The organism is Glaciecola sp. SC05, from assembly GCF_041380235.1.
In the GTDB taxonomy this organism is placed as follows: Bacteria; Pseudomonadota; Gammaproteobacteria; order Enterobacterales; family Alteromonadaceae; genus Glaciecola.
In genome coordinates, this window is sequence record NZ_JBGIYY010000005.1 from 91395 (window position 1) to 109594 (window position 18200).

An 18200-nucleotide genomic window follows, 5' to 3' on the forward strand; every position below is an offset into this window, starting at 1 on the left:
TAAGCGTCGCGGCGTCGTCAAAATTAGATATATGAGATCTTAAGGCGATCGGAAGAGGGTTGTATGACAGAAATTTATGACGTAATTGTTGTTGGCTCTGGTATAACAGGCGGGTGGGCAGCGAAAGAGTTTTGTGAAAAAGGTTTTAAAACTTTGGTTATTGAACGTGGTCGCAATGTCGAACATCGCGGTCCGGAATATAGCGATATGCAGGCACCTTGGGACATTCAGAATCGTAATTTATTGCCTGAAAGTTTTGGTGAAGATGCCCGTTACACCAATATTCAAGGTAAAGGTTTTTTTAAAGGGGCTACCCAACAGTTTTTCACCGACGATAGCGAACATCCAATCTCTTATCCTGAAGACCGCCCAGTAAGGTGGGTACGAAGCTACCAATTAGGTGGGCGCTCGTTAACTTGGGGGCGGCAATCCTTGCGTTGGGGCCCAAAAGACTTTGAAGCGAATGCAAAAGATGGCTATGGCATAGCATGGCCCATCGGCTACGAGGATTTAGCTCCTTGGTATGATTATGTTGAATCCTTTGTTGGTATCTCGGCTAATAAAGACGATATTGACGTACTACCTAATGGCGTTTTCCAGAAACCATGGGAAATGAGCTGCGCTGAACGTTTTATTTCTGATAACTTAGCAAAAGCCTACACTGACCGACGTCTCATTATTGGTCGAGCTGCAAATATCACTGAGCCTACTCAAGAACAAAAAGAATTAGGGCGTGGTCAATGCCAGGCGCGTTCTTATTGCCAGAGAGGCTGCACATTTGGAGCATACTTTAGCTCACTTTCAGCAACCTTACCTGCAGCAAAACGCACAGGCAATCTCACTGTAGTAACCGACGCAATTGTCACTAAAGTTAATTACGACGAAAAAGCTAAGCGTGCATCTGGTGTGACGGTGATTGACAGCAACACGAAACAAGAACGTCATTATCATGCTCGAGTTGTATTTTTATGTGCATCGGCATTTGCGTCGGTGCAAATCTTACTTAACTCCAAGTCAAAATATTTTCCTAATGGTATTGCCAATTCAAGTGGTGCACTTGGGCACTACATCATGGACCATTTTACGGGCGTGCTGACAAATGCCGTCGTTCCCGGTTTTGAAGACAGGGTCGCATTTGGTCGCAGGCCAATCGCGACTTATATTCCCAACTACCGTCATGAGCAGTATGAAGGCATTGATTTTGTTCGCGGATATGGCTATCAAGCCACCGCCCAGCAACGACGAAATACTGGCACAAATGCCAGCAGTCAAGGTCTTGGTAAAACGGCCAAAGACAAGAGTCGGCAGGATTCTGTGTGGCGCTTCATTACCATCATGTTCGGTGAAATGCTGCCTTACTATGAGAATAGAGCGAGTTTACACCCCAGTAAAAAAGACCAATGGGGAATTCCGTTGTTGCATGTAGATGCGGAAATTAAAACCAATGAACGCAAGATGATTAAGCAAGCCGCTATCGACATTCAAGAAATGCTAGAAGTGGCAGGTTGCACAGATATTTCAATTGACCAAGTACCTGACAATCATCATATCCAAATTGGCGATAGGATCCATGAAATGGGAGGCGCCTGTATGGGTAGTGACCCGAAAACATCAGTGTTAAACAAGTGGGCGCAAAGTCACGATGTAGACAATTTATTTGTTACCGATGGAGCCTGTATGTCTTCTTGCGCCACGCAAAATCCATCGCTGACCTATATGGCAATTACCGCGCGAGCCGCTGATTATGCTGCTAAATTATTAAAAAGTGGAACAATATAGACCGGCGGTAATCTTATTAAATTGTGTAAGCGTAAGGAAAATCGTATGTTAGAAACTAAAATAACGCGAAGAGTATTTTTGGGTACCACTGCTTTTGTGGTGTCAGCGCCGCTTTTGGCAAGCTTGCCGGTAAGCGAAAGTAAAATTGGCCTGCAAAAAATACTCGAGCCCGGTCAGTTTTTTGATGCAAAAGAGCTAACGGTGTTAGTCGATATCGCTGAAATCATGATCCCGCGCACCGATACGCCGGGCGCAAGCGACGCGCATGTTATTCCTGTTCTTGATGCGTTAATGCTAACTTGGGCAGGTACCGAAACAAAGCAGCGTTATCGCGCATTTATCAAACAAGCAGACAAACTTGCCAGAGATACCTACGATTCTGCATATCAAGATGCCTCCCAAGCTGAGCGAGTGGCTTTAATTACTGAGCTTGATAAACGTGCCTTCGCGAATAAATTCTCAGATCTGTCAATTAACTATCGCAAGCTTAAAGAAATGATTTTTCATATTTACTATACTTCAGAAGAAGCAAATCCTGACTACATGCTTATTCCCGGGAGCTATAAAGGATGTGTGACAAGAGCTGAATATAAACAAATGGTGGATGAACGCTTGGGTCGAGTATCGTGAATACCCGCGGTTGCTGCGGTTGCTAATATTACTTCTTAGATGCAGAAAAAAAGGGGGGGCGCAATGCAGTGTTGTCACCCCTTGATAATTTAAAGTTTACGGGCTTTTATTTGCTTGTCTGCATAGTCAACTGCTCTCGCTGCTAAGGCCATATAGGTCAAACTTGGATTTTGAGTGCCTGCACTTGTCATACAGGCACCGTCAGTTACAAACACATTAGGAACGTCATGCATCTGGTTCCATTTATTGAGCACACTGGTATTGGGATCGTGGCCCATTCGCGCTGTTCCCATTTCGTGGATACATGCACCTACCGCTGACTCAGATAACAAATTGCGACCGCGTATATTAGTACAGCCAGCTGCTTCAAGCATTTCAATTGCGCATTTAACTCCATGTTCACGCATTTTGATTTCATTTTCGCGTAATTTAGCGTCAAATGTAATAATTGGCATGCCGTTCTTGTCGCGTTTGTCAAAATTGAGATACATACGATTTTCGTGGTAGGGTAATATCTCGCCAAAACATTCCATGTTGATTCGCCACTTACCAGGTTTAAGTATGGCATCTTTTAGTTCTGGTCCGACCACCCCATCAGGAGAGTTAGTTACCCTGCTGGCGGCGCCTTGATAGCTAAAATTTCGAATGTAGTCTTTTTGACGTGTCCTGTCATCGATATTGGTAAAAGGAGGGATAAAAAAGCCCTTGGGTCGACGACCTTTATAGTACTCTTCCTCTAGCCCTTCTAGAGTGCCCGATGCTCCCATTCTGTAGTGGTGATCCATCAAATTATGGCCTAACTCGCCGCTAGTATTGCCTAAACCATTGGGAAAGGTTTCAGAGCGACTGTTTAACAATATAGCAGCTGTGCCGACAGTGCTAGCGTTACAGAATATTATGCGCGCTTCATATATTGTTGTTTCACCCGTGTTAGCATCTTTTACTTTGACGCCGCTTGCTTTTTTCAAAACCTTGTCATAAATCACTTCCATTACGATGGCGTCAGATTTTAAGGTCAAATTACCAGTGTCTTTAGCGACGGGCAGGGTGGCAGATTGCGTACTGAAATACGCGCCAAATGGGCAGCCTCGCTTGCAGCGATTTCTTGCCATACATTGGCCGCGGGTGCCTAAATGGACCTCTGGGTTGTACTCACTCAGATTAGCCGTGCGACATGGCGTTACGACACGATCAGGGTACTTAGCTCGTACCGCGGCACGCATGTTTACTTCTGCGGCGTTAAGCGGGAAGGGCGCAATAAATTTACCATCAGGGGCCTGTTTTAAGCCTTCAGGTTGTCCTGCAATACCTACAAAAGTTTCAACATAATCGTACCAAGGTTCAATATCGGCATAGCGTATGGGCCAATCTACGGCGATCCCTTCTTTTTTGTTGGCTTCAAAGTCAATATCGCTCCAGCGTGGACAATGGCGCCCCCACATAACTGAGCGCCCGCCTACGTGATGACCGCGGATCCAAGCAAAGGGCTCGTCTTCATCATAAGGATACTCATCGTCTTTATTAATAAAATGCTTTACATCTTCTTTTACCCACCATGCCAACTTATCTTGTTTAAAGAAGTGCTTTTCTTTTTCTTCTAGGCTCACGTTGCCTTGATTTGGCAGGTCCCACTTATCTAGATGCGCTGTGGGATAGTCACCATGCTCCACCATGCGACCTCGTTCGAGCATTAGCGTTTTATAACCTTTTTTACAAAGCTCCATAGCGCTGTATCCGCCTGAAATACCGGAGCCGATAACAATTGCGTCAAATTTAGTATTCATATTATTCTGCCCAAGCCTTACCACCCACTTCTTTCACGCTAATGCGTGGAATGTACTGCACTGGAATTGGAAGGTAGTTTAAATGTTTTTCGGCGACTTCTTCTGTTGCCAAATAGTATGAAATGGTCTGTTGTTTTAAATCGATATAGGCGCGATACACAGGGTCTTGCTTATTATATGATTTTGCCTCTATGCCCTTGATGATTGATAGCTGTGCATCAGCGTCAGCGCTTGCAAAGTTTTGCTCAGCAAGATATCCCTGTAACAGTGCAAATCGTTTTAGAAATTCGTCTCGATATCCATGTTTAAATACCTTATTAAACATATTGTCCATAATACTAGGAACCTTCACATCAGATGCGGAGGGAGTGTCCGTCCTGGGCAAGATCACGTCCATTACTTGGGTAAGCTGAGCATAAACTTCTTTACTAAAAAATGCGGGTGTGCGGTTTAACGTGCCCGCCGATGCGTCATTTACTGATGCATATAACAATGAACTCGTTAGCGGCGATAGCATCGCTGAGCCTGTCAATGCAGCTGCTAGTTTGAGTATGTCTCGTCTTTCCATGTTGTTACCTCTTACTGTCGAACGTTAATGAAAGCATCGCGTTGTTTCACTTCTTCGCTTCTTTGCTGTTCATATTTTTTAATATAATAATCAACGCGCTCACTCAGCATACTCACGACCTCTTGATGCTCTTGGGAATCAATTAAATTTATAGTTTCTTGAGGGTCGTTTTGTAAATCGTATAGCTGCTGAAAATCGTTTTTGTAAAAATCGACATATTTCCAACGCTCCGTGCGCAGACCAACCGTGGGGGGAATAGACACTCGTTTGGGTTGGAACATGTGTTCAAAGAAAAATTCATCTCGCCAAGTTATGCTGCTTTCGTCAGTCAGAAGAGGCACTAAGCTTGAACCTTGATAGCGTGGTGGTGGTGCTAGCCCAGCTAAGTCAAGAATGGTTGAAGTAATATCGATATTGAGAACCATTTCATGAATTTCTTTGCCATGAGACGCCTTGGTGCGGGGGTCGTAAATAATTAAGGGAACTCGCAAATCTTCTTCCCAACCAAACCATTTTCCGGCTAGTTGACGCTCATTGACGCTATAGCCATTGTCACTCATGTAAATGATGACCGTGTTGTCTGCCATTCCGGCTTCTTCTAGCTTGTTGTAAATCATGCCTATGGCTTTATCTACGCCGCTAATTGCGCGGTAGTAGCGTTTGACCATTTTTTGATACATCTCGGGCGTAGAGTAGCGAAACTGCCAGCGAACTCGTCCTATAGAGGTTTTTAAGAATTCGGGTAATGCTTCAAAACTGGCATCATCTGATTGTTTTGCCGGTGGAATAGTGACATCGCTATACATGTCTTCAAATTCTTCGGGATAATGATACTGATCTATTTCGTCTTTATCGTGAGCATGAGGGTCCCAAAAGTTTACCGCCATGGTCCAAGGTTTGTCAGATAATTGAGATTGCTCTATAAACTCTTTTGCTAGCGCTGCAATGTAGTAAGTTTGCGGTAATGCCTGCCCATTATAACTTTCAGTTTTCGCTTGCAGTAGCGGCTTAAAAAAGTCAAAACGCTGGTTATTATCTCCGGAAATACCAATTTCATACTTACCGACAAACGCGGTTTGATAACCGGCGCGTTTAATCAGATTTGGATACATATTAGCCGATTCAATTTCCCCCGTTTTGGGCTGGCCGAAGGTAAAATCATGGGTACGCTCAGTTAAACCAGTAAGAATACTCACACGGCTGGCTGCGCAAATAGGCGTCGTTACAAAGGCATTCTTAAATACGGTGCCTTTGTTGGCTAGCGCGTCTAAATTAGGGGTGTTAATAATAGGGTGATACTTACCAATGAGATCCCAGCGGTGGTCATCCGACAGGATAAACAAGATGTTAGGCGGTGCGGATGTTTGCTGCTTGGATTGGCTTACCGCTTCACGCTGACTATTTTGTGCTCGGCAGGCGCTTAACAATGCGCTAAAAACTAAAACAAGACATAGAGAAAAGCATGCATGTTTTGGTATTTGTATAATGCGGCCTGTTAATGTTTGTTGTTTCATCATGTCCCTTATCACTACTAATTTGTTCGACTCAGCACAAGCGCTCGCCATAAGCCGCCAACGCTCGGTGATTCATTCTCTGCTTGTTGGCTGTCAGTTACCGCCATGGCTGCCACGGTAATAACATCGCCTTTTTTCAAGGCTACCTTGTCTACCTCAAAGTACAGCTCTTGCATGCGTTGATTTGTTTTTTCAGCTGTGAAACGAGCAATTTCGGTATTGTTCAGCAACACTTTAAAGCGTGAGATAGCATCTGGTTGGCCAAGCGCGACAAGAGTAAGTTTGCGAGTGCCTGCGTCTCTTCGGTCTATTTGCACCTGAGCATAGGCAAAGGTGTTTTGGTCCTTAGCGTTAGCAGTGTTAATCGCGAGAGCATCGTACTTAGCAAGAGGATATAGCGACACTTTATTTGTAGTTGATGCGGCAAAATCAGATGCTGCAAAAAATATGCGGGAGTATTCATTGATCTCGAGTAGCTGCTCTTTTTTGGGGAGTTCTGGCTGAGTGCTCAGAGTTTCTTGTGCCTCAATGCCTAGTGGCACAAATTCTTTATCGGTGGTGAGAATGAATTTATCTAACTCAAAGCCATCTTCTCGCATCGAGAGCATGATGTTATGCACACCAGGGGCACTAATTTCAAGCGTAACGGTGTTGGGTTCACCACAGTGATTGGTGTTTACTCGCTGTGCAGACGACCATGTCCACTGGTGCTTACCATCGCAAAGCTGCAAACGCTGAGCACTTTCAGGCCATGTACCATTTAAGCCAAAGTGCACACCGTTGTCTTCACTGCCAGAGCTGTATGCGCGCGCCCATACAAAGTATAGGCCTGTAGTTTCGAAATGCACGGGATACGATAAAATAGCCACTTGGCCTGGAACATTGCTGAAATTTTCTTGGCGGACTAGGGCCTCAAAATGATTAGTGCGCGTATCGGGCAGAATTTCAATATAAGCGTCGCCACTGGCATTCTCATAGTGAGGGAGGTCGGGGTCGGCATAAGGACTAGGGCTAGCGCCTTTAGTTGCAATAAACCAGCGACGCTTACTGTCTTTGTGTTGGCTAGCAAAATGCTCAGCTTCTACCACCACCATCCCATCTGTTTCATGATGATTTTTATCAGTTGCAGAAGTACTTGTCGGCAAAGCAAGGCTAATTAGCATTGCTAGCGTAGCAACGCACGCAGGTGCGCGCTGTTTTTTAACCTTTACGCTGTTGCAGTTAATCATGCTAGTTTGCCCACTTCGTCATTTCTGAAGCCGCTAACAAAACAGCCCCAACGCCATAAAGTTGAGTGTCTTCTTTTTTTACGGGGTCGGGTGATTTACCAACTTGCTGCACATAGTTTACCCGGCCATTCTTGGCTATCGCTTTTTCGATGGCCTGCCAGCCTTTTAAAACCGATTGGTTATATTTTTCATCGCGTAAAATGCCATTGTTAACGCCCCACGCTAGGCCAAAGGTGATAAAGGCAGTGCCACTCATTTCAGGCGTTTTAACTTTATTGGGGTCCAAAAGAGAAGCAGGCCAATAGCCATTAGGGTTTTGAATAGCTTGCAAACCGGCCGCGTTTTTCTTATATAACGCAATGTATCTGTCTCGTGAAGGGTGATCGCTCGGGAGATCATCAATAATCAGCGGTAGTGCTGCGAAGACCCATCCATTGCCACGGCTCCAAAATACCGGTTTGCCATTATCACTTTGCGACTCAAAATAGCGGCTATCTCGAAAAAACAAGCCATACTCGTCAGAGAATAAGTAGTCTGCCGTTGCCCAAAATTCTGAGTCTGCAAACTCAAAATATTTGTCTTCGCCGGTAATGTTCGTTAGCTTTAACCAAGTGCGAGGGGCCATGAATAAAGCATCAGCCCAACACCATCTGTCTTGGCAAGGACCTTCATACCCCCAGACTTTTGGCTCTACTTCGATTAACTCTAAATCAACGTTAGATGGATTGGCTAAGATTCTGTCAAATTCTTGCTGTACAAAACCATACGTACGGGGATCACCAGTTTGTTCTGTTAGCCATAAATAGGTCTGACCAATTGCATGATCGTCGGCGTGGCGGTCGCGTTTTGTTCTAAATTTGTAGTCCACAGATTCTGCAACTTCGCTAATGTGGCGTAACAAAGCACTATCGTTTACGGTTTCAGTCCAGCGAGTTAAACCTATATAAAATGTTGCTTGGATCCAATTTCGAGGCTCGGCAGTGCCCTTTCTATAGCGGGGTTCAAGATAGTCAAAATTCTCTAAGTGCTCAATCTGCCATTGCGCAACGCGCTCGCCAATATCTAAAGCAGAGCGCTGAATATCGCTTTGCTCAGATTTAGCGGCTTGCCCAGTTTTTACAATATTATTGCAACCAGCAGCGCTTATGGTGCTAATAAGGACTAAACTAAGCAATATGAGTTTGAAATTCATGTCTATCCTTCTATTAAAAAAATAACTTTCTACTTGCTGTGACGATCTCTTATCATGCGGGTAGCCAATAACCGCGGCTTATGAAAGAAAACGGTGCAGAAAAACTATGGTCAAAAACGCTCTGGACAAAAGCATTAACCGACAATAAGTAGATGTTACTCTTTTGTTAAGCAAATATGAAATCATATTTAATCATAAGTAGTCAAAAAGTTTCAATTGTTCTTCAATGCAAACAATCCTTCTGATATTGTATACGACAATGAACGACTATTAAGTAATTAGGAAAGTATGAAAAACTTAAGTTATTACCTTAGCGTGGTGCTGTTGTTAGCAGCTTTTTCTCATCAGGCGGTTTCTCAAACCGCTGTATCCAACGATTCGTTGATTCCAACCAATCTATTGGTTGAAGGACTTGATACACCAAGCAATGTGCATAGCCAGACACCCCGCCTTTCATGGCATGCAAATGTAGTGACTCAGTTTGCTTATCAAGTGCAAGTGGCAAGTACCGAGGTATTGTTAACGACAGGCGTTGCCGACTTATGGGATAGCGGTAGGGTAAACAGTAGACGGTCTCTTAACGTTATGTATCAAGGGCGAGCTCTTAGCTCAAATAATAAGGTATTTTGGCGAGTAAGAGTTTGGAACAGTGACAGCGGTAGTCCACTTGCATGGAGTCAACCAAGTACCTGGCAGATGGGGCTGATTAATAAAAGTGACTGGCAGGCTAAGTGGCTGCAGGTAGCACAAAAGGCGGTGGTAAGTGAGGGCGAAGCCGTTGAAGATTGGATGTTATTTGCAGCAGATATTCATAAAGATAGCAACTCTCAGCTCACCAAAGCGAAGCGCGAAACCCAAACGCGCGTATTGGAGCAATTAAAACAGCAGCCTGGCGCTAGTTTGTTTCGTCACAGCTTTGCGCTTCCTTCTGACAAACAAATTCGCTCTGCCCGCTTGCATAGCACCGCGGCGGGTTATTATGAAGTCTTTTTAAATGGCAATAAAGTTGACGATCGTTTAATGGATCCGGGGCAAACGGATTATGACAAACGTATTTTATATAATACCGATGATGTTGCTGCGATGTTGGATGCTGGCAAAAACACTATCGCGGTGCACCTGGGCAGCGGTTGGTATGCTGAAGAGATTGCTTTTAGCCGCTGGAATAATCCAGATGCCTCACCACAAGCTAGATCAACTCGCTCTCTGGCTTATGGGCAGCCTGCGTTTATTGCTCAGCTAGAGTTGGAATTTACCGATGGCAGTAGACAATTGGTAACATCTAATCAAGATTGGTTGAGTCACGCATCTCCAGTGCTAAAAGAGGGGTTATTTTCGGGAGAGCTGTTTGACGCCCGCAAGTCTTTAAACCAATGGCATACAAACGCCGATGAGGATCAACTGACAAACTGGCAAAAAGTTAAGGTGCTTCACGAATGGCCGACTGAGCGCTTAGAGCCACAGCTCATTGAACCCATAAAAGCAATGCAGGCGCTGGTGCCGATAGAGGTATTGAAGCCTAAAGAGGATGTGTGGGTTTTAGATTTTGGCCAAAACTTTACCGGTGTGCCTACTATCGATTTTACTAAGCTTCCACTAGCACCGAATCAGAGCATTCATCTTCGTTATGCTGAATGGGTAGATAAAGCCGGAAACATCAGCCAAAAAAGCGGTGGCGGAGCACCCTTGTTAAAACAAGTAGATACCTATATTGCTAGCGGCGACGAAGCCTCTTTAGATGACCCTACATGGACGCCTACTTTTACCTGGCACGGCTTTCGATATCTTGAAATTCGTGGCTTGCAACAAGCGCCTCCTATCGACGCGATCCACGCGCATCTGGTCAGAAGCAGTGTCGATATTGCTGGGCATTTTGAAAGCTCTGACGACTTGCTTAATCGTGTTCATCGCATGGCGCTTTGGGGGTATGAAAGCAACCTCATGGCATTGCCTATGGATTGTCCCATTCGAGAGCGCGCCGGCTGGACAGGGGATGCACATGCATCTTTGATCACCGGCAACTACAATTACAATATGGATAATTTTTGGGGTAAATATCTTGGAGATTTTGAAACCGCAACTTTTGTGGCGCCGGCCGTGGTCCCCGGTAAACGCACTCACGGTGGTAATTTTGATTGGGCAGCTGCAGAAATTATGATTGCGTGGGAGCACTATCGTCACCACGGTGACGAGCAGTTGTTGCAAAATCAATATGAAAGTATGCAAGAATACATGAATGCTGCGCAAGATAAGCTGAAAGATTCCCTTTTGCGCATTGGCTATGGTGACTGGTGCGATCCCGTTAGAGTTCCGGGCACACCGCGTGTAAATGGAAGGTGTAGTCCGCAGCACACTACGCCAACGGTAACCAGTTCAGCGTTGTTCGCGCATACCGCAAACTTAATGGCTAAAATCTCACAAGTGCTAAACAAGTCTGAGCAAGTACAGCAATATATGGCGCTTTTTGAGCGAGTGAAAACACAGTTTCACGCCGAGCTGTTTGATGCCCAGAGCCAAAGCTATAAAAGCCAGACAGCCAATGCCATGGCCATTATGTTTGACATTGCGCCCCTTGAAAAACGCGCTGCGGTAGCACAGGCAATAAACACCGATGTATTAGAAAAATGGGGCGGGCATGCCTCTGTAGGAGCGCTTGGACAAACCTATTTATACCGAGCGTTAAGTGATTTTGGCTATGCCGATACTGCCTTTAATATTTTTAAAGCAGAGGGTTACCCAGGCTATCGATATTTGTTCGAAGAATTAAATGCTACAACCTTATGGGAACGAAAAGGATACTATGATCCTAAACAAGACCCCGATGGCACAAAGGCACCTGGCTTTTCTTTGAACCACCCCTTTCATGCTGGTTATGATGGTTGGTTTTACGAAGGTTTAGGAGGCATTCGGCCAATGCCCGATACTGTAGGATTTCAAGATTTTGAATTAGTTCCTCAGTTTGTGAAGGGCCTAGATTCTGTAAATGTGGCTTATACCACAGGTTATGGAACCATCAAAAGCCGCTGGGAGCGCAAAGGCAACGAGGTAACATGGCATTTTACTGTCCCAAACAATACCAGTGCGCTTGTGCTTTTGCCTAAGTCAGAGCCTAAAACATATCTAGCCGGAGAGTACACACTTGTTTATTCAGAGTAACTTGAATGTATTAATTGCAAGTTAAGTTGAGAATTCTTTATAGAAACTTAACTCAATAGCGCTTATCTATAAGCAATAGAGCCATTTTTTGCACTACTCGGCGGCACTGACGCAGGCAAAACATTAGCCCGTGTAAAGCCAGTGCATTTCGCGGGGCGCTAATTAATAACGAATCGTAAATAAGTTCTATACTCAACATTTCCATTATTTGTAGTAAGCAAATCATGGCGTTAAGCTAACTCATGTAAATATTGATGCCAATAGCTGGTGCAACATTTGGCTATCAGGTTTTGATAGGCGTACTATTAAATTAGAAGCATTGATAGACCGACAATAAATGATCGTACTTCTGATTCAAATTTTTAAGATTTTCTGAGTTAATTGAAACTTAACAAATAAGGGTATCAATCTGACTGTTATTGTAAAAATATGACTAAAATTGATTTATAATGAATCAATTGTAATGTATTTGTTAATAGGGCAGCGCTCATGATTCGTACGTTTATAAAAATAGCTATTTTAGTTTTCATCAGTTTTCAGGGGGCGGCAAAGTCACAACCTAATATTTTATTCATTGCCGTTGATGATCTAAGGCCAAGTATCGGTGCATACGGGGATGAATTAGCGATCACACCCAATATAAATAAATTAGCAGCACAAGGTACTTTGTTTAAACAAGCATTTGCTAGCGTGCCTACTTGCGGTGCGTCGCGAGCTAGTTTATTTACAGGGATCCGGCCAACAGCACAACGTTTTCTTACCTTTAATTCTCAAGTACAAGTAGAAACACCAAACGCAACAACTATTCCAAAATATCTAAAACAGAATGGTTACTACGCGGTTAGTCTAGGAAAAGTATTTCACAAAAAATCTGACTCTGCGGAGCATTGGAGTGAAGAGCCCTGGACTCCTAAAAATGTTGGCAACTATCACGATCCTAAAAATATTGAAATCACTCAAACTCACAAGGGAGGCAGAGCCTATCCTTATGAAAATTATGACTATGACGATTTAGAACATAAAGATGGGATTATCGCCTCTAAAGCCATCGCTAGTTTGCAGACCTTATCAAATAAAACACAACCATTTTTCTTAGCAGTGGGTTTTGCCCGTCCACATTTACCTTTTAATGCGCCTAAAAAATATTGGGATTTGTACCCTGAAGAAAAAATTTCCTTACCCAGTAATTATTTTCGGAGCTTGTATGCTCCCGATCAAGCATTTCATAACTCAGGTGAATTACGCGGTTATTATGGAGTACCCAAAAAAGGGGATGTGAGTGATGAAATGGCATTAAGCTTAAAGCGGGGCTACTACGCTAGTGTAAGTTTTGTTGATGCTCAAATTGGGCGTGTATTGAGTGAGATTGAGAGTTTAGGTTTAGATAAAAATACTATAGTGATTCTGTGGGGTGATCATGGCTGGCAACTGGGAGAGCACAAGTTATGGAATAAACACTCAAACTTTAAGACTTCGACCCATGCACCCTTGATATTTTCGGTACCAGGAAAGCAAGCGAATCAGCAAACTGATGCCTTAACCGAGTTTGTGGATATATTTCCCACTTTATGCGATTTACTAGGCATACCGAAGCCTGAACAACTGCAAGGGGAAAGTGTAGCTAAGCTGTTGGACGATCCTGAAGAACATAAAAATACAGTCGCCTTTATTCAGTGGCAAGGCGGTACCACTATGTTCACTGAACGTTATGCCTACACTGAATGGTTTGACAAAAATGGTGTATTTGAAACGAATATGTTGTTCGACCACAAAAACGATGGAGATGAAAACGTCAATCTGGCTCAAAATCCGGAGCATAAAACACTTATTTCTCAATTATCTGAAGCGTTAAATAAAAAGCGACTTTCTATAAAGTAGCAACATAATAATCTATTGGGCCTTTCATAATTGGGCCTTGTATATCTTATTAAAAAGGCGCAAGTATGAAAAAAATAGTTGAGCCAGAAATTCTTCGATTAATTGGTTTTTGGGTGTTTATCAGCTTAATTTCAGCTTGTAGTATGCAGTCAACAAATGAGTTGCTTAGCCATGCTACAAAAACAGAGGCTCAATTAATCAATCCTGCTATTGTCTCTAATGCAAAGCCAGATAACTATGGGTGGACCTTAAAGTTCCAGGACTTAGGAGAAACCCCTTGGCACGATAACTGGTTCTTAGATGGGCGCGTTGGCAAAGTAACAAATACCAACAAAGGCATTAAATTAGAAGCAGGGCTAGAAGTTAAAAATGATGCTCATCATTTGGTGTTGTGGACTAAACAGGAATTTAGCGGTGATATAAAAATAGAATACGATTTCACTAAAATTGATGATGAACATAAGATGGTCAATATCCTATTTATTCAGGCCTCAGGTATAGGTGAGTTTGAGCCAGACATTACTAAGTGGAACCATCAAAGACAGGTGCCTTCGATGAAGTTTTATTTTGAACGTATGAAATTATTGCACATTAGTTATGCTGCGTATGATCAAAACAATACTCAACCGGAAAATGATTATGTAAGAGCGAGAGTGTATCCGCTACACCCAACTCAAGGGTTTAAGGGTATGGAAGTCCCGCCTAGTTATTTCAAAACTGGGTTGTTCCGAAAAGATGTTACTTACAAAATTACTGTGGTTAAAACCGATGGGCAACTTAGTTTTTCAGTGTTAGAAAAGGGTCAACCAACATCTAAAGAAAAAGTATTTACTTGGGCATTACCGGAAAGAGGCCAAGTTGAGCAAGGTAGAATAGGTTTACGACAAATGTTTACCCGCAACTCTGTTTATAATAATTTTAGGGTGTACACTAAGACTGCTAGATAAATTCAGCCAAAAGTATAAAGTATCCGACAAATGAAAAGCCAGTTGTGAATATGGGATTTCGATAGTTGATCGGGCGTCGGTGCGTTGCTTTGACGCTAAGTTGCTTTTTTCGGTATGCAGATGTTGGTGTTTTTCCATCAGTTGGCTTTATTTATAGCTGACTTCTTCCTATCAATATTGTGTTTTAGGCTTATTTTCACGGCTGAGCAATACTTGGCGCTATCACTAATGAGTAATGATAAAGCTACCGGGGAAGTTTGCATTGGTGAACGTGTAACTATTGGCAGTAAATGGTCTAGCACATTTATAGAATCAGCTACGCCTTGTGTAACTTGATCAATACTATTTAATCATTGCGTGCAGACTTGTGGGTTATTCGAATCAACAGTAATTACAATAACTACACCATCTTTACGATTGTGTAGTTATTGTAAAATAATAAAGATTATTGAGCGCAGCGTGTGCGTGTGCATAATAACGCCATTGCGCGAGTGTCTTGCCGATTAAGTAGTCCATCATTGTTAAAATCGTATCGCATATCGCTTACTTCGCCTCTCGACATTGCTAGTGCAAATGATTTCACGTCAACGACGTCAATGTCGCCATCCCGGTCTAAATCACCCAGCATCGCTATGTCCACGCGCATAGATGCATCGCTTATACCGTTATTACTGTCGGTAACAACCGCTTTGAATACATACATGCCAGCCGGAAGAGCCAATAACTCAGATGCATTGTTTTCACCGCCCCAAGTATAGGGTGCTTCTAGGGCTTCGCGAACAAAGCTATCGTTGATATAGAGGGCAACGCTGACTACATCAATTGACTCTGCAGCTGTTTCAACATTTACTGAAACAGATAATGCGTCATATCCCTCAATTAGCTCAACGTCCGATTCAACAAAACTGATAGTTGGCGCTGGAAGTGCCTCAACAATCAGTGTCATCAGTGCCTCGCCCTCTAAACCAGTATTATCCTTAGCAACGGCTCTAAATGTGTGAGTGCCTACGCCTAATGGATTTGGGTTTGGCTCATGTCTCTCTAACCAGCCCATTGCGCCAAATTCGTAAGGCGCAAATGAGTGGCCAAAATTCCATGGTGAGCGGGTATCGACACGAACGAGTTCACCATTGCGATAAAGAGTAACAGAGTCGATGGTGCGTCCCTCAACCGGAGATTCAGCAGGCAATGTGATTGAGAGTTTTTCATAACCTTCAGTAACGGTCACTACAGCTTTAGGAAAAGCAACAATAGGAGGCTCCGGCAAGCCTCTAACTGTAAGTGTCATTGTTGCTTCATTTTCAACGCCCTCGCTGTCAAGCGCGACCGCTTTAAAAGTATGCACACCTGCGCCTAATGGATTAGGATTGGGCGCATGCCTCTCAAGCCAACCCATCGCGCCGGTTTCATGCGGTCTACTGCCGTGACCAAACAAATAAGGTACCGAGTCGTCTGTCCGCACTTTTTGGTCATTCAAGAACAAAGTTACTGATTCGATAGTACGGCCCTCTACAGTTGCTTGGGCTTCAATGCCTAATGTGAGTTTTTCGTATCCTAAGTCAACCGTCATTGCCTCACTGGCAAAAGCCACGCTTGGCTTGTTAGAATTTACAACCATTCCCATCGTGGCTATGCCTTGCGCACCCTCGGAGTCTGTCGCAACGGCTCTAAACGTGTGTCGACCGGCGGGTAAACCAAGCAATTCAGTAGGCTTGCTCATATGCCCCCATATAAAAGGGGCGGCGGAATCGGTGCGAATAAATCTATCGTTGATGTACAAATCAACTTGCGTGATATCTCGACCTTCAACTGGACTGATGGCTTCCACTCTAAAAGACAACTGCTGGTAGCCTTCTTCTACCGTAATTGACGATTCAGGAAAACTAACAACTGGTGCATTTGCTTCAGACTCAATATCTAAGTTTATGATTTGTAGATAAAGTGGCATTGCAGTTGATATTCCACTAGTGGGGCGCTCCATTAAGTAGTAATACACTTTGCCATCGGTAATATATACGGTACCGTGATCAAATTGGATATCGTCGCTTGCCTCATAAACACGTATAAAGTTGTTGGTGCCGCCAACGGCTCTTTCAACGTAAGGAACACCTCCGTCTAAACCAATAATATAGACGTTATCTCCAGCCGTATAAATTTCGGTTGCGCCAGCAAAGTCTGTCGAGATAATAAAATCTTCAGCCCCTGCAGGCTTATAGGAGTGAATGTTTACCTCTTGAAAATCAGGACGGTTTCGATCGGTTGAGCGCAGCTCACTGATAATGTGGATGTCGCCTTTTTCGGTAACCGTCCAGTCAAAACCAGAGACAATATGCACAGAGTCTTTTTCTTCATGGCTAATGTAATCACCTGGTTCGAAAACTTTAATTTCGTCGGAATCAACCAATGGCCAAGTCATATCTTCGCCTCTGTGGTTTTTCCAGTCTCCAAACCCTTGAGGGTGATCTGAGTAAGCGTAATACACACCGTTTTGATATAGATATTTGTCAGTGTTGTCGCTAGAGCGCTGTTGAAAACCTACACGAAGTTTGCCATTTAGATACTTCATGTTGCCATACAGTCCCCAATTGTAGGCATTGCCTTTGGATTTTTGATTGTTATGGTTAAAGTTTGTAAACCGCGTCCAAGTGTTGCTTTCATGATCATAACGGTTAAACACATAAGCTCCGTTATTATTGCCTCCTAGGCGCATATATAGCAGTAGAGTTCCATCGTCTGTTTTAAAAAATTGTGGGTAGGTCAACCGCGCAAAATTGTCTTTGTCGGCTAAGTTCCCCGTCATGGTAAGATGCTTGTAGTCGTCATCGCCTTGACTGATTGCACTCGTATCTTTTACGAAAAGGTCTAAAGTAAAAGTTTCATCGGGGGCATCAGCTGCGTTTTCGACGCTGTAAGAATAGCGAAAAAAATCATCTTTAAACTTGCCGTCATGATTATTATCATCATATGCATGCATGTCGTAAACCATGTGGATGGTGCCATCTAACGGACTAAGTGCTAAACCAATGGTGTTATGTGACTCTCCTATATTAGGGTCGCCTCTAAAGCCCGTATGGCGATGCGGAAATTCAATGGTTGATACCACCCCAGTTTGCGTATTATAGCGAGATAGCATTGCGTGACGGTCGTCTTTACCGCCTCTGTACCAAGTCATAAATACATAGTGTTTGTAGGTTTTTACGGCATCACCATGGGCAGAGATATTGCGCCCAAAGAAATAGTCATAGATATCAGGGTCGGTGCTTGCCGTGTCTAAATTGCCAAAGTTTAGGTCTTTGCCATTAAAGTGTAAGCCATCGTCAGAGATTTTAACTTGGGTTTCTAGAGTCACTTGCGCATGTGTTTGCGCCGCGCTTATGAGCAATGCGCCTATGCATAAGCCCTTGCTGAGCTTAACTATCATGCCTGAAAAGCTTGAATTGTTTTTGTCCATTATTCCATCCCGATTTTGTTATAAATATGTTTATATTTTGTTGCGAAAGGTGATTATGACACAAAATGGTTA

General features: G+C 43.5%; 11 protein-coding genes. 5 read left to right on the plus strand and 6 right to left on the minus strand.

Features of this window, described 5'->3' with window-relative positions; all coding sequences use genetic code 11:
* Positions 1-63: 63 nt before the first annotated feature.
* Positions 64-1779: a GMC oxidoreductase gene (locus tag AB9H30_RS06345; RefSeq protein WP_371193812.1), complete on the plus strand. Its 1716-nt coding sequence runs from the start codon at positions 64-66 to the stop codon at positions 1777-1779.
* A 45-nt stretch (positions 1780-1824) separates the two neighbouring features.
* Complete coding sequence (locus AB9H30_RS06350; protein WP_371193813.1) at positions 1825-2409, plus strand: gluconate 2-dehydrogenase subunit 3 family protein; 585 nt, start codon at positions 1825-1827, stop codon at positions 2407-2409.
* A gap of 89 nt (positions 2410-2498) precedes the next feature.
* Here AB9H30_RS06350 and AB9H30_RS06355 read toward each other — a convergent pair whose 3' ends face one another.
* The 5 genes from AB9H30_RS06355 to AB9H30_RS06375 are packed head-to-tail and all read right to left on the minus strand — an operon-like array spanning position 2499 to position 8696.
* The gene (locus AB9H30_RS06355; protein WP_371193814.1) at positions 2499-4193 is read right to left on the minus strand and encodes a GMC oxidoreductase; all 1695 of its coding nucleotides are present in this window, start codon (positions 4191-4193) and stop codon (positions 2499-2501) included.
* A gap of 1 nt (position 4194) precedes the next feature.
* Positions 4195-4761: a gluconate 2-dehydrogenase subunit 3 family protein gene (locus AB9H30_RS06360; RefSeq protein WP_371193815.1), complete on the minus strand. Its 567-nt coding sequence runs from the start codon at positions 4759-4761 to the stop codon at positions 4195-4197.
* A gap of 11 nt (positions 4762-4772) precedes the next feature.
* Positions 4773-6278, minus strand: coding sequence for a sulfatase (locus AB9H30_RS06365; protein WP_371193816.1), 1506 nt, complete (start codon positions 6276-6278; stop codon positions 4773-4775).
* A gap of 14 nt (positions 6279-6292) precedes the next feature.
* On the minus strand, positions 6293-7504 hold the full coding sequence (locus AB9H30_RS06370) for a hypothetical protein (RefSeq protein ID WP_371193817.1): 1212 nt from the start codon (positions 7502-7504) through the stop codon (positions 6293-6295).
* 1 nt (position 7505) lies between these two features.
* Positions 7506-8696 carry a glycoside hydrolase family 105 protein gene (locus AB9H30_RS06375; RefSeq protein ID WP_371193818.1) on the minus strand — a complete coding sequence of 397 codons (1191 nt, stop codon included), beginning with the start codon at positions 8694-8696 and terminating at the stop codon, positions 7506-7508.
* Positions 8697-8984: 288 nt separating this feature from the next.
* On the opposite strand from AB9H30_RS06375, the gene AB9H30_RS06380 reads away from it, so the two are divergent.
* The 3 genes from AB9H30_RS06380 to AB9H30_RS06390 all read left to right on the plus strand — a co-directional run bounded on the left by AB9H30_RS06380 (position 8985) and on the right by AB9H30_RS06390 (position 14677).
* Positions 8985-11852 carry a family 78 glycoside hydrolase catalytic domain gene (locus AB9H30_RS06380; protein ID WP_371193819.1) on the plus strand — a complete coding sequence of 956 codons (2868 nt, stop codon included), beginning with the start codon at positions 8985-8987 and terminating at the stop codon, positions 11850-11852.
* Positions 11853-12341: 489 nt separating this feature from the next.
* Entirely contained in the window at positions 12342-13730 is a 1389-nt protein-coding gene (locus AB9H30_RS06385) for a sulfatase (RefSeq protein ID WP_371193820.1), read from the plus strand.
* Positions 13731-13795: 65 nt separating this feature from the next.
* Positions 13796-14677, plus strand: a complete 882-nt coding sequence (locus tag AB9H30_RS06390; protein ID WP_371193821.1) for a DUF1961 family protein — start codon at positions 13796-13798, stop codon at positions 14675-14677.
* Between the two features lie 445 nt (positions 14678-15122).
* Here AB9H30_RS06390 and AB9H30_RS06395 read toward each other — a convergent pair whose 3' ends face one another.
* On the minus strand, positions 15123-18128 hold the full coding sequence (locus AB9H30_RS06395; RefSeq protein WP_371193822.1) for a BNR-4 repeat-containing protein: 3006 nt from the start codon (positions 18126-18128) through the stop codon (positions 15123-15125).
* Positions 18129-18200 lie beyond the last annotated feature (72 nt).

Bases quoted from the DNA above. Each gene is read 5' to 3' on its own strand.
- AB9H30_RS06345 (WP_371193812.1), top strand. From the start codon at position 64: ATGACAGAAATTTATGACGTAATTGTTGTTGGCTCTGGTATAACAGGC.
- AB9H30_RS06350 (WP_371193813.1), top strand. From the start codon at position 1,825: ATGTTAGAAACTAAAATAACGCGAAGAGTATTTTTGGGTACCACTGCT.
- AB9H30_RS06355 (WP_371193814.1), bottom strand. From the start codon at position 4,193: ATGAATACTAAATTTGACGCAATTGTTATCGGCTCCGGTATTTCAGGC.
- AB9H30_RS06360 (WP_371193815.1), bottom strand. From the start codon at position 4,761: ATGGAAAGACGAGACATACTCAAACTAGCAGCTGCATTGACAGGCTCA.
- AB9H30_RS06365 (WP_371193816.1), bottom strand. From the start codon at position 6,278: ATGATGAAACAACAAACATTAACAGGCCGCATTATACAAATACCAAAA.
- AB9H30_RS06370 (WP_371193817.1), bottom strand. From the start codon at position 7,504: ATGATTAACTGCAACAGCGTAAAGGTTAAAAAACAGCGCGCACCTGCG.
- AB9H30_RS06375 (WP_371193818.1), bottom strand. From the start codon at position 8,696: ATGAATTTCAAACTCATATTGCTTAGTTTAGTCCTTATTAGCACCATA.
- AB9H30_RS06380 (WP_371193819.1), top strand. From the start codon at position 8,985: ATGAAAAACTTAAGTTATTACCTTAGCGTGGTGCTGTTGTTAGCAGCT.
- AB9H30_RS06385 (WP_371193820.1), top strand. From the start codon at position 12,342: ATGATTCGTACGTTTATAAAAATAGCTATTTTAGTTTTCATCAGTTTT.
- AB9H30_RS06390 (WP_371193821.1), top strand. From the start codon at position 13,796: ATGAAAAAAATAGTTGAGCCAGAAATTCTTCGATTAATTGGTTTTTGG.
- AB9H30_RS06395 (WP_371193822.1), bottom strand. From the start codon at position 18,128: ATGGACAAAAACAATTCAAGCTTTTCAGGCATGATAGTTAAGCTCAGC.